This is a genomic window from Marinovum sp. E3 (assembly GCF_055755275.1).
Genome location: NZ_CM146908.1, coordinates 1,274,529 through 1,286,925, shown reverse-complemented (window position 1 = coordinate 1,286,925; position 12,397 = coordinate 1,274,529). Strand labels below are relative to the sequence as shown.

The 12,397-nt window shown below is 63.3% G+C and carries 11 protein-coding genes; 7 read left to right on the top strand and 4 right to left on the bottom strand.

From position 1 onward, the window contains the following. Window positions 1–64: 64 nt before the first annotated feature. The 7 genes from AC0J5K_RS06330 to AC0J5K_RS06300 all read left to right on the top strand — a co-directional run bounded on the left by AC0J5K_RS06330 (window position 65) and on the right by AC0J5K_RS06300 (window position 8,072). A complete protein-coding gene (locus AC0J5K_RS06330; protein ID WP_274565281.1) occupies window positions 65–949 on the top strand; it encodes an ABC transporter permease in 885 nt (294 codons plus the stop codon). Between the two features lie 97 nt (window positions 950–1,046). Then, window positions 1,047–1,853 carry an ABC transporter permease gene (locus tag AC0J5K_RS06325; RefSeq protein WP_274565267.1) on the top strand — a complete coding sequence of 269 codons (807 nt, stop codon included), beginning with the start codon at window positions 1,047–1,049 and terminating at the stop codon, window positions 1,851–1,853. A gap of 171 nt (window positions 1,854–2,024) precedes the next feature. Then, window positions 2,025–3,359, top strand: coding sequence for a glutamine synthetase family protein (locus AC0J5K_RS06320; protein ID WP_048533843.1), 1,335 nt, complete (start codon window positions 2,025–2,027; stop codon window positions 3,357–3,359). A 16-nt stretch (window positions 3,360–3,375) separates the two neighbouring features. Continuing rightward, window positions 3,376–4,053 (top strand): type 1 glutamine amidotransferase, encoded by a 678-nt coding sequence (locus tag AC0J5K_RS06315; RefSeq protein WP_274565268.1) that lies wholly within the window; start codon window positions 3,376–3,378, stop codon window positions 4,051–4,053. After that, the gene (locus tag AC0J5K_RS06310; RefSeq protein WP_048532173.1) at window positions 4,050–5,408 is read left to right on the top strand and encodes a glutamine synthetase family protein; all 1,359 of its coding nucleotides are present in this window, start codon (window positions 4,050–4,052) and stop codon (window positions 5,406–5,408) included. Before AC0J5K_RS06315 ends, AC0J5K_RS06310 begins: the two co-directional genes overlap by 4 nt. Before the next feature lie 67 nt (window positions 5,409–5,475). After that, on the top strand, window positions 5,476–6,771 hold the full coding sequence (locus tag AC0J5K_RS06305; RefSeq protein WP_274565269.1) for an NAD(P)/FAD-dependent oxidoreductase: 1,296 nt from the start codon (window positions 5,476–5,478) through the stop codon (window positions 6,769–6,771). A gap of 101 nt (window positions 6,772–6,872) precedes the next feature. After that, window positions 6,873–8,072, top strand: a complete 1,200-nt coding sequence (locus AC0J5K_RS06300) for a DegT/DnrJ/EryC1/StrS family aminotransferase (protein WP_274565271.1) — start codon at window positions 6,873–6,875, stop codon at window positions 8,070–8,072. Between the two features lie 76 nt (window positions 8,073–8,148). Here the strand turns inward: AC0J5K_RS06300 and phaR are convergent, their stop codons facing one another. The 4 genes from phaR to AC0J5K_RS06280 form a co-directional block, all read right to left on the bottom strand. Further along, the gene (gene phaR, locus AC0J5K_RS06295) at window positions 8,149–8,697 is read right to left on the bottom strand and encodes a polyhydroxyalkanoate synthesis repressor PhaR (RefSeq protein WP_048532176.1); all 549 of its coding nucleotides are present in this window, start codon (window positions 8,695–8,697) and stop codon (window positions 8,149–8,151) included. A gap of 110 nt (window positions 8,698–8,807) precedes the next feature. Next, window positions 8,808–9,755 (bottom strand): HlyD family secretion protein, encoded by a 948-nt coding sequence (locus AC0J5K_RS06290; RefSeq protein WP_274565272.1) that lies wholly within the window; start codon window positions 9,753–9,755, stop codon window positions 8,808–8,810. Window positions 9,756–9,927: 172 nt separating this feature from the next. Then, on the bottom strand, window positions 9,928–10,383 hold the full coding sequence (locus tag AC0J5K_RS06285; protein ID WP_048532178.1) for a phasin family protein: 456 nt from the start codon (window positions 10,381–10,383) through the stop codon (window positions 9,928–9,930). A gap of 131 nt (window positions 10,384–10,514) precedes the next feature. Then, the gene (locus AC0J5K_RS06280) at window positions 10,515–12,308 is read right to left on the bottom strand and encodes a PHA/PHB synthase family protein (protein WP_274565273.1); all 1,794 of its coding nucleotides are present in this window, start codon (window positions 12,306–12,308) and stop codon (window positions 10,515–10,517) included. Window positions 12,309–12,397: the final 89 nt, after the last annotated feature.

The window sequence follows — 12,397 nt, the reverse complement described above, 5'->3', positions numbered from 1 at the left end:
CCCGCCTTCGGCCCTGAAACGCAGGGTGGGCCTGCCGGCCCGCCCGCTCCGCAGGAGAGCTGCCATTTTCAGCTATTGCGCAGATCCCGAGCTGCTCGAAGGCGCCCGCTGGCTGGCGTGCTATCTGACGACCGGCAAGCACATGGCCTTCTATGCCTCTTTCGGCACGGTGCTGCTCTTGCTGGCGATCACCGCGCCGGTGGCGCTGGCCTTCGGATTTCTCGGCGCCATGTCGGCGCGCAGCCACATCTTTCCGATCAACTGGCTGGGCCGGACCTATATCGCCATCGTCCGTGGCGTGCCCGACATCGCGTTCTTCCTGTTCTTTGTCATCGCGCTCGACCAGGGATTCGAATGGCTGCGCCACCAGGCGCTCTGCCCGGGCTGGGATCAGCCGATCCGGCAGGGCAATGATTTCGTGGTCTGCGACGCCGCCAAGCTGCCGCTGGGCACCGCGCCGCAATGGGTGCACGAGACCTATGGGTTCCTGTTGGCGGTGCTGACCTTTGCCATCGTCTTTGGCGCCTTTGCCGCCAATGTGCTGTTTGGCGCCATGCGCGCCGTGCCCCGGGCCCAGATCGAGACGGCGGAGGCCTATGGCATGTCGCGCCGGCAGAGCTTCTGGCGCATTCTGGTGCCGCAGATGTGGGTCTATGCCCTGCCCGGCCTGTCGAACCTCTGGATGGTTTTGATCAAGGCAACACCGCTGCTGTTCCTGCTCGGTGTCGAGGATATCGTCTATTGGGCGCGCGAGCTAGGCGGCACCAAGACCCCGCGCTTCACCGAATATCCGCATGGCGACTGGCGGATGTGGTATTTCCTGGCGCTTCTGGTGTTCTACCTGGGGTTCACCAAGGTGTCGGAGGTGGTGCTGGGCCGGGTGATGCAACGTCTGACCTTCGGGCAGGCGACAGCCGGCGGCGAAGCGCAGCGGAAGGCGGCGGCATGAGGTTGGGTGGCGGTACTCTGGGGGCTCTGCCCCCGTCGCCTTTGGCGACTCCCCCGAGAGTATTTTGTGCAAGAGGAAGCTGCAGGGGGGGCGTGGAATGAGTTGTTGGGAGACTATTGCCGATTATGCCCTGCGTTCTGTCGGTGTGGGGGAGCGGTTGTTGCCGCGGTCGGATTTTACCCTCTGCCAGCAGTTCGTGCTGATCGGCTCGGGGATGATCTGGAACGTCTATTTCGGGGTGCTGGCGCTTTTTGCCGGCTTTTTCCTGGCGACGGCGGTGGCGCTGGGCAAGGCGGCACAAAGCCCTTGGCTGCGCAAGCCGGCGGAATGGTTCATCTTCCTGTTTCGCGGCTCGCCGCTGTTTATCCAGTTCTTTTTTGCCTATTTCCTGTTCCTGTCGCTGAAACAGGTGGCGCCCGTCTTCACGCCGCTGACCTCGGCCTGGGCCGGGGCGCTTGTGGTGTTGTTTCTCAACACCGCCGCCTATTCCGGCGAGATCTTCTATGGCGCGCTTTTGTCGGTGCCCAAGGGCGATACCGAAGCCGCCGACGCCTATGGCTTTTCCGGCTGGGTGCGGTTTCGGCGCATTGTCTGGCCGACTATGCTGCGGCTGGCCTGGCCGGCCTATACCAACGAGGCGATCTTTCTGTTTCACGCCACCACGCTGGTCTATTTCTCGGGCTTTCCGGCGTTTCAGCAACGCGGCGACGCGCTGTATTATGCCAATTACTTTGCCGACAAGACCTTCAACCCCTTTGTCCCCTACCCGATCCTGGCGGGCTATTTCATCCTGCTGACGCTCTTGCTGATCGCGCTCTTCGGGCTGATCAACCGGCGGCTCAACCGGCATCTGCCGCAGGCGCGGCGGGCCAAGATGAAGCTGCGGCTGAACCTCATTCGCTGACCCGTCCCGGACCCCCGATCCGGGACGTCCCCTGGCCATCGGCGCGGCCCCGGATCAGGTCCGGGGCGCGGCAATTGGGTTTTCATTTCCCGCTTGCCAAACCCCGGCGGGGGTCGTTATCCATAATTTGATCAAATTATTTACCCAAGGTGCCCCATGTCCGGCAATGCAATGAAATCCTGGCTGCGCAAGAATCCGCAGGTGCGCACGATCCGTGTCGCCGCCGCCGACCTCAACGGTCAGCCGCGCGGCAAGCGGGTGCCGGTGCGTTTCGCCGACAAGGTGGTCGAGAGCGGCACCCGCTTTCCGGTTTCGGTGCTCAATCTCGACATCTGGGGCGAGGATATCGACGACAGCCCGCTGGTGTTCGAGAGCGGCGACCGCGACGGCGTGCTCCTGCCCACCGAACGCGGCTTTCTGCCGATGCCCTGGCTCGAGGCGCCGACCGCCCTCCTGCCGATCTGGATGTTCCGCGAGGATGGCCGCCCCTACGAGGGCGATCCGCGCCATGCGCTGCGCGCCGTGCTGGACCGCTACAAGGCCAAGGGGCTGACGCCGGTGGTGGCGGTGGAGCTGGAATTCTACCTGATCGACGACAGCGGCCGGTCGTTGCAGGTGCCGGTGAGCGAGCGCTCGGGCAAGCGGCGCAAGGCGGCCGAGACGATGTCGATCCGCGCGCTCGACAGTTTCGACCAGTTCTTCACCGATCTCTACGATGCCTGCGAAGAGATGGACATCCCCGCCGATACCGCGATCTCCGAGGCCGGGCTGGGGCAGTTCGAGATCAACCTGATGCATTCAGAGGATGCGCTGCGGGCGGCCGACGATGCCTGGCTGTTCAAATGGCTGGTCAAGGGGCTGGCGCGGCGGCACGGCTTTGCCGCCTCCTTCATGGCCAAACCCTATGACGATTATGCCGGCTCGGGGCTGCACACGCATTTCTCGGTGCTCGACGAGAACGGCGACAACATCTTCGACGACGGCGGCGAAACCGGCACCGAGGTGCTGCGCCATGCGATTGGCGGCTGTCTCGATGCAATGGCCGATTCGGCGCTGATCTTTGCGCCGCATCACAATTCCTATGACCGGCTGGTGCCAGAGGCGCATGCGCCCACCGGCATCTGCTGGGCCTATGAGAACCGCACCGCGGCGGTGCGGGTGCCGTCTGGCGATGCCCGGGCGCGACGGATCGAACATCGGGTGGCGGGCGGCGACGTGAACCCCTATCTGATGCTGGCGGTGATCCTCGGGGCGGCGATGAACGGCATGGAGGATGCGATCGAGCCGCCGGCGCCGATCACCGGAAACGCCTATGCGCTGGATCTGCCGCGGATTCCGGTCACCTGGGTGGGCGCGATGGACGCCTTCGAAGGCAGCGATCACATCCGCCGCATCTTTGCCCCGGAGATGATCCGCAATTTCCTCCTGACCAAACGGCAGGAGGCCCATTATATGGAAGAACTGACTGAAACGGAGCGCGTCGAGATCTATCTCGACACGGTCTAGAACAAATGGGTGAACCATGAAGATCGGCATCCTCACCACCGGGCACAGGCCCGAGGCGCTGCCAGACCACAAGACCTATTCCGGCATGTTCCGCGATCTGCTGGACGGCCAGGGCTTTGACTTCGACAATTACGACGTGGTGGATGGCCAGTTTCCCGCCAGCGTCGAGGACGCCGATGGCTGGCTGATCACCGGGTCGAAACACGGAGCTTATGACGACCTGCCCTGGATCGCGCCGCTCGAGACGCTGATCCGCGCGGCCTATGCGGCCGATATCCCGATGGTGGGAATCTGCTTTGGCCACCAGATCATGGCCCAGGCGCTTGGCGGGCGGGTCGAGAAATTCTCGGGTGGCTGGTCGGTGGGCCGGGTGGATTATGAATTCGACGGCGAGACCCTGCCGCTTTACGCTTGGCATCAGGATCAGGTGACCGCGCGCCCGCAGGAGGCCCGGGTGATCGCCCGCACCGATTTCTGCGAGAACGCCGGGCTGGTCTATGGCCGCAAGATGTTCTCGGTGCAGCCGCATCCCGAGTTTGACGCCGGCTTTCTCACCGGGCTGATGGAGGCGCGCGGCGGGGCGATCCCGCCGGAGATGCTGGCCGAGGCGCGTGCCACGGTCGACAAGCCGGTGGCCAATGCCACGCTGGGCCGGATGATCGGCCAGTTCTTTCGCGACAGGAGCCTTGCATGACCGACTGGATCGCCCAGACCCCGCAGGCCGCGCAGGCTTATCTCGAGGGGCGCCGGCTCGACGAGGTGGAATGCGTGATCCCCGACCTGCCGGGCATTGCCCGCGGCAAGGCGGTCCCGGCGTCGAAATTCGCCCGGCAGTCGTTCTTCTTCCTGCCAGATTCGATCTTCTATCAGACCATCACCGGTGGCTGGGGCGAGGCCGCCGGCGCCGACGGCTTTATCGAGCGCGACATGATCCTCAAGCCCGACATGTCGACCGCCACTGCCGCGCCCTGGACCGGCGACTGGACCTTGCAGGTGATCCACGACGCCTTTGACCGCGAGGGCGTGCCGATCCCGGCGAGCCCGCGCAACGTGCTGAAACGGGTGGTCGACCTCTACCACCAGCGCGGCTGGAAGCCGGTGGTGGCACCGGAGATGGAATTCTATCTGGTGGCCCGCAATATCGACCCGGCCAAGAGCATCGAGCCGATGATGGGCCGCTCGGGCCGGCCGGCCGCGGCGCGTCAGGCCTATTCGATGACGGCGGTGGATGAATTCGGCCCGGTGATCGACGACATCTACGATTTTGCCGAGGCCCAGGGTTTCGAGATCGACGGTATCACTCAGGAGGGCGGCGCCGGTCAGCTCGAGATCAATCTGCGGCATGGCAATCCGGTGAAACTGGCCGACGAGGTGTTCTATTTCAAGCGGCTGATCCGCGAAGCGGCGCTGCGCCACGACTGCTTTGCCACCTTCATGGCCAAGCCGATCGCCGATGAGCCGGGCTCGGCCATGCACATCCATCATTCGGTGCTCGACCTGGAGACCCGCCGCAACATGTTCGCTGGGCCGCAGGGCGGCGAGACAGATGCCTTTGCGCATTTCATCGGCGGTTTACAGCGGTATCTGCCAAGCGCCATCGCGGTGATGGCGCCATATGTGAACTCCTATCGCCGCTACGTGCGGGACCATGCTGCCCCGATCAACCTGGAATGGGCGCGCGACAACCGCACCACAGGCATCCGCATCCCGATCTCGGATCCGGAGGCCAGGCGCGTGGAGAACCGCATCGGCGGCATGGATTGCAACCCCTACCTCGGGATCGCAGCGTCGCTGGCCTGTGGCTATCTCGGTCTGGTCAACAAGGTGACGCCGGCCGGGCAGTTTTCGGGGGATGCCTACGAGGGCGAGCCGGACATCCCGCAGGTGCTGGGATCGGCGCTGGATCTGTTTGACGCGGCGACCGAGCTGCACGAGGTGCTGGGGCCGGAATTCGCCCGGGTCTATGGCATCGTCAAACGCACGGAATACGAGGAGTTTCTTCAGGTGATCTCGCCGTGGGAGCGGGAACACCTGTTGCTGAACGTGTGAGGATCGGGGGCGCTGCCCCCGGACCCCCGGCGGTATTTGTCAAAGAGAAGAAGCAGGGGAGCGGGGCATGAACCTGCTGTTTTCCAACGATCGCCAGGGCCAGTACCCGGAGAGCTGGTATGCGGCGACAACCGCGTTTCTGCCGCCCTTTGCGCCGCTCCAGGGCGCGGTGACGGCTGATGTCTGTATTGTCGGCGGTGGCTATACCGGGCTCTCGGCGGCGCTGGAACTGGCGCGGGCCGGGCGCCGGGTTGTCCTGCTCGAGGCGCATCGGGTGGGCTTTGGCGCCTCGGGACGCAATGGCGGGCAGTTGGGCTCGGGGCAGCGGGTCGACCAGCAGGGGCTGGAGCGACTGGTGGGACGCGCGGATGCGGCGAAATACTGGGCGCTTGGCGAGGCGGCCAAGGCGCTGGTCAAGCGGCTGATTTCCGACCATGACATCGAGTGTCAGCTCAAGCCGGGCGTGGCCTGGACCGGCTCGAGCGCGGCGGAGGTGGCCGAGTTGCACGGCAATGTCGATTTCCTGCGCGACCGCTATGGCTATGACCATGTCGAGGCGCTGGACGAAGCGGCCTGCCGGGCGCTCTGCCCGTCTCCCGATTACAAGGGCGGGATGATCGACCGGGATGCGGCGCATCTGCACCCCTTGCGGCTGGCGGTGGGGCTGGCGCGGGCGGCGGCGGCGGCCGGGGCGGCGATCCATGAAGGCTCTTGCGTGCATCACGTCGCGCCGGGGCTGGTGCAGACCGCCGATGGGCGGGTCAAGGCCGATCACGTGATCCTGGCCGGCAATGGCTATCTTGGCACACTGGATCGGAAGGTGCGGGCGCGGGTCATGCCGATCAACAATTTTGTCGTTGCCACAGAGCCTCTGGGCGCGGGCGCGGCGCAGGTGCTGACCGAGGATGTGGCCGTGGCCGACAGCCGCTTCGTGGTGAACTACTTCCGGCTCAGCCACGACAGGCGGCTGCTGTTCGGCGGTGGCGAGAGTTATGGCTATCGGTTCCCGAAGGACATCGCCGCCAAGGTGCGGCGGCCGATGGCCGAGATTTTCCCGCATCTGAAAGACGTCAGGATCGACTATGCTTGGGGCGGCACCCTGGCGATCACCATGAAACGCCTGCCCTTTCTGGCGCGGGTGGCGCCGGGGGTGCTCTCGGCCTCGGGTTACTCCGGCCACGGGGTCGGCACGGCGACCCATGCCGGCTGGCTGATGGCGCGGGCGATCATGGGCGAACAGGAGGGGTTCGAGACCATGTCCGCCCTGCCCGCCCCCGCCTTTCCCGGCGGCGGGATGATGCGGACGCCGCTGCTGACCCTGGCGATGAGCTGGTATGCCCTGCGCGACAGATTGGGGATCTGACGACACAGGCGACGGGCATTGACGCCCGTTACGGAAAATTCACTTTTTTGCCGCATTGCTCTGATTTAGTTTTCTGAAAACCCCGATTAAGGAAAGCGAATATGAGCAGTCTCGAGGCCCCCAACGTTCATGACGCCGAGCCGATCCCGGAGGCGGCCCGCGCCGAAATCGACCGGTTGCTGCAAAGTGGCGACCTGTTCCGCTATACCGCGCCCGAGGATGCGCCGGTGGCTCTACTCGAAGCGGAATTCGCCGAAATGATGGGCATGCGCTATGCGCTGGCGGTCGCGTCCTGTTCGGCGGCGCTGTTTCTGGCGCTCAAGGCGCTGGAGCTGCCGCGCGACGCCCGCGTGCTGATCCCCGGCTTCACCTTTGCCGCGGTGCCCTCGGCGGTGGTGCATGCCGAATGCCGCCCGGTGCTGTGCGAGGTCGGCGACGATTACCGCATCGACCTCGAGGATTTCGCCGCCAAGCTCGACGATGTCGCGGCGGTGATCATCAGCCACATGCGCGGCCATACCTCGGACATGGCGGCGATCATGGCGCTTTGCGACGCGCGTGGCATTCCGGTGGTCGAGGATGCGGCGCATTCTCTGGGCACCACCTGGCGCGGGCAGAAGATCGGCACCATTGGCCGGATCGGCTGTTTCAGCTTTCAGAGCTACAAGATGATCAACGCCGGCGAAGGCGGCATCCTGGTTACCGATAATGCCGAGCTGGTGGCGCGCGCGATCATCTTGTCGGGCGCCTATGAGCACAACTGGAAGAAACACCCGGTGCTGCGCGATCATTTCCCGGCGTTGCAGAACCGCCTGCCTCTTTACAATCAGCGCATGTCGAACCTGTCGGCGGCGGTGATCCGGCCGCAGTTGCCGCATCTGGCGCGCCGGGTGCGCGACGGGCGGGCGAACCACGATCACGTGGCGGCGCGGCTCAACACCTCTCCCTGGATGCAGGTGCCCGACAGTCTGCCCGGTGAAGAGCGCGCGCCGGATTCGATCCAGTTCAACCTCGAGGGCATGACCGAGCCCCAGCGCCGCAGCTTTGCCGAGGCGGCCGAGGCGATGGGCGTCAAGGTGCAGATCTTCGGGCTCTCGACAGACAATGCGCGCGCCTTCTGGAACTGGCATTTCGTACCGGATCTGCCGGAAGATCTGCCCGCCACCCGGGCGATGCTGATGCGGGCCTGCGACGTGCGGCTGCCGGCGCGGCTGACGCGGGCGGAGTGCGATTTTATCGCCGAGGCGCTGATCGCCGCGGCAGAGACGGTGATGGGCACGCCCCGGGCCTACGGCACCTGATCCGCCGCAAGGGTCGGAACCGAAAAAGCCCCGCGACCGGCGCGGGGCTTTGCAAACCTGAGCTTTTGCTCGCGGTTTACTTGTCCATCTTGGACAATTTGGCCTGAAGCTCGGCCAGCTGTTTCTTGATCGCGTCGAGGTCTTCCTCGTCTTTCTGGTCGCTCTGGCCTTCGCCCTGATCGGGGCCCGACCATTGCGGAGAAATGCCACCGGTCATCGCCTTCATGAAAGCTTCCTGCTGCGCCTTCATCGCCTCGAAGCCCGGCATCTTGGCCATCGGGCTCATCTCGAGCATGCGGTTCTGGCCTTCGCGCAGCATCTCGAACGAGGCGGTCAGGAACTGCGGCACGACGCTTTGCGCCTGGGTGGTGTAGCTGCGGACCAGGTCGGTAAGCACCCCCAGCGGCAACACATTTTCGCCGCGGCTCTCGTGTTCGGCGACGATCTGAAGCAGGTATTGCCGGGTCAGGTCGTCACCCGATTTCAGATCGACGATCTGCACGTCGCGGCCATCGCGGATGAACCCCGAGATGTCTTCGAGCGTCACGTAATCGCTGGTTTCGGTATTGTAGAGCCTGCGGCTCGCGTACCGCTTGATCAGAAGGGGTTTCGGTTTGTCCGCCACTTGGGCCGTCCTCCCGTGAGTTTCAGCGTTGCAAAAAAGCCTAGGCCAGCGTTTGCAAAAAGAAAAGCGTTGTCACGCCGCAGGCGCGAAAAACATGATGCTGCGCAGCATCACGCGGGATCCGGCAGGGTTTCGACCTCGACCGCCTCGTTCAGATAGAGCGCGGCGGCGCAGTCTTCGTCGACCTCGATCGAGGATTTGACGTATTGATGTTCAAGGTCGGCCTCGGTGCCGATCCAGGTGAAGCTGCCGCCACAGGCTTGGCCGTTGATCCGCGCGATCCGGACCGGCGCGCCAATGGTCACCCCCGAGGATTGCTGTGCCACAAGCTGATCGACGCGCACGAAAACCTCGACCGATTTCTTCTCGGGCGCATAGATCTGCGCGGCCGAGGCGCCGGCGCTGACGCAATCGCCGACATTGGGCGCAAACCCCAGTAGAACACCGGCATAAGGCGCGCGCAGCTGAAGCGCCGCATGGGCCACCTGCTGCAATTGCAGGTCGAGCTGGCCGATGTCGAGCGCGATCTCGGCGCGTTTCTTGGCGGAGATTGCGCTGGCCAGGGTCTCCTTGGCCTGATCGGCGGCGAAATCGGCGTTCATCATCCGGCTTTCGACGCCTTCCATGGTGCTTTCGTTGATCAAGCCGCGGCGGAACATCTGTTCGTTGCGGGCAAATTCCTTGCCGACAAAGGCCAGTTCCTGCGCCCGGCGGTCGACATTGGCCTCGGCGGCGTCGATGGCGAGCTGTTTCTCAGCCACCGCCGCCTCGAGATCGGCAACCCTTGCCTTGGCGGTCTCGAGCGCCAGTTCGGCGTCCTGCGCGTCAAGCTCGACCAGCAATTGCCCGCTTTCGGCCGCGCCGGTACGGCGGGCGCTGTCCGAGACGGTGACGATGCAGCCGCCGGTTTCATAAGACAGCCCGGTGATCTCACGGGCCACCACGGTGCCGGCAAAGGTGAACGGCTGAAATTCGGCCTCTGTCTCTTGGGCCACGGCCCCCGTCGCCGCCAGGCCAAGGGCCAGCGCCCCGCGTCTCGATGCAATCTTGCCGATCATGATGCGCCCTTCCCCGCTGCGATCCGGGTGATGGTGCGCAATGCCGGGCGATCTGGCAAGAGCGGCGGGCGCAAAAGAAAAGACGGGCCCCGAGGGACCCGTCTTTCCGTGATGTCGTCGCGCATCAGGGGGGAGGAGACAGCGCGGACTACATCCTGATCAGACGATCAGCTTACTTGGCGGTTGCGGTCGCTTTCTTGGTGGCAGCGGTCGCATCCGAAGTGGCTTTTTTCACGGCAGCCGAAGCTTCTTCCGAGAATTCCTTGCCGGCCGCCATCATCAGTTCGACGGTTTCCATCTGAACTTTCTTGGCGATTTCAGCGAAAGCGGCCACGTTCTCGGCGGCAACTTCAGCTTGAGCCGAAGCGAAATCGGTCATCGCCTTGGCATAGTCGGCGGGCTCGGATTTGGCTTTCGACAGCTCGGCCAGTTTGGCCAGGGTGTCTTTGGTCCATTTCGAGGAGATCTCGGTCGACTTCTCGGCAGCTTCCAGAGCAACGCCCGAGAGTTTCTCGTTCAGGGTCGCTTGGGTCTTGAAGGCATCTTCCAGAGCCGAAGTGTCAACCGGGAACGCGCCCATCATGTCTTTCAGCAGCGCGGTGACGTCTTGTGCTTTTGCAGCAGCCATAATCTAAATCCTTTGTTTCTGCGCGGAGCGGGCCCACCCCGTCTCTGCGTCTGCAAAGAATATAGCCGCTGCACCGCAGCATTTCAACCACTTTTTGCTGCGGTGCAGAAAAAGGTTTTCCCTACGTAAATTCAGATGCTTGCCTTGACCCGAACGTAGTCACCCGGGGCATCGCCAAGCGGCGGGTGCTCAGAATCACCCGCGTCGCGTGCATCGATCATCTTGCCTGCACGCGGCTTGAGCCAGGCCTCCCAGCGCGGCCACCAGGAGCCCTCGTGGAACTCGGCGCCTTCCATCCACTCCTCCGCGGTATCGGGCAGATCGTCGTTGACGTAATGGCCATACTTCTTTTTGGTCGGCGGATTGACGATCCCGGCGATATGGCCCGACTGGCCGACGATGAAGCTGCGCGACCGGCTGCCGGTTTGCAGGAACCCGCGATAACAATCCTTCCAGGGCGCGATGTGATCGGTCTCGGTGGCGACGGCACAGATCGGCACGGTGACATCCTTGATCGACAGGCTCTCGCCCAGAAGCTCGAAGGTGCCTTCGATCATCTCGTTGCGCTGGCACAGGCCGCGCAGGTACTGCATCACCATCTTGCCGGGCAGGCCCGAGCCATCGCCGTTCCAGTACAGCAGATCGAAGGCCGGGGGCGTATCGCCCATCATGTAGCTGCGGATCGCCGGCTGATAGATCAGGTCGTTCGAGCGCAGAAAGGACATCGTCCGCCCCATGATGAAGCTGCGCAGGATACCGTGCTGCGCGACCTCGGCCTCGATCCCGTCGACGAAATCATCCTGAAGGAACGGCGTGAATTCACCCTGATCCGAGAAATCGGTCAGCGTGGTAAAGAAGGTGGCGGATTTGACCGACTTGTCGCCACGCTTCTTGAGCAGCGCCAGCACGAGGTTGAGCGTGGTGCCAGCGATGCAATAGCCGATCGCATTGACCTGCTTGACCTTGCAGAGCTTCTTGGCTTCTTCGATGGCGGCCAGATAGCCATGCTCGACATAATCCTCCATGCCCCTGTCGGCATAGGTCGGATCGGGATTGACCCAGCTGACCACGAACAGCGTATAGCCCTGGTCGACCACCCATTTGATAAAGCTGTTCTTGTCCTTGAGATCGAGGATGTAGAACTTGTTGATCCAGGGCGGAAACAGCACGACCGGGATTTCATGCACCTTGTCGGTGCTGGGGCTGTACTGGATCAGCTCCATCATGTCGTTGCGAAACACCACCTTGCCCGGCGTGGTGGCGATATTGCCGCCCACTTCGAAGGCTTCGGTATCGGCCAGCCGCACCACCAACTCGCCGTCATTGGCCTCGAGATCGGCGACAAGGTTCTCAAGCCCCTTGACCACGGAATCGCCCTCGGTCTCGATCGCCTTCATCAGCGCGTCGGGATTGGTGGCAAAGAAATTCGTCGGCGCCATCATGTCGACGATCTGCTGCGAAAAGTAGCGCAGCCGCTTCTTTTCCTTCTCGTCGATGTCCTCAATGTCCTCGACCGCCTGTTTGATGGCGTCGGAATTGATCATGTATTGCTGCTTGATGAAGTTGAAATAGGGGTTGGATTTCCAGACCGGATTGGAAAACCGCTTGTCGTCCGGCGTGTTGTCTTCCGGCGCGGCCAGCTTGCCCTGGGCCAGAAGCTGCTGCGCCTCGACGATATGCTTCAGCGACTTGCCCCAATAGTCCACCTGATGCTCGAGGATCTTGGCCGGGTTCTGCATCCATTCCTGCCAATAGGCCGTCGCTGCACGTGCAAAAAGCTCGGACTCGGGCGCAGCAATTTGCGGATTCGGCGGTTTGCGTAGCGTCAAGGCCTTGGTCAGACGCTGCGTCAACTCGTCAATTTTGGCAATATTCTCGTCTAGATGAGCAATATTATTACTCTGTTTAGCGTCTTCGATTGTCATCTCAACGATTCCTCTTTAATCTTGCAGGCGCAGCATTAGATTGCTTTGTTGGAGGGGGCAAAGCGACAAAAACAACGGGGCGTGCCAGT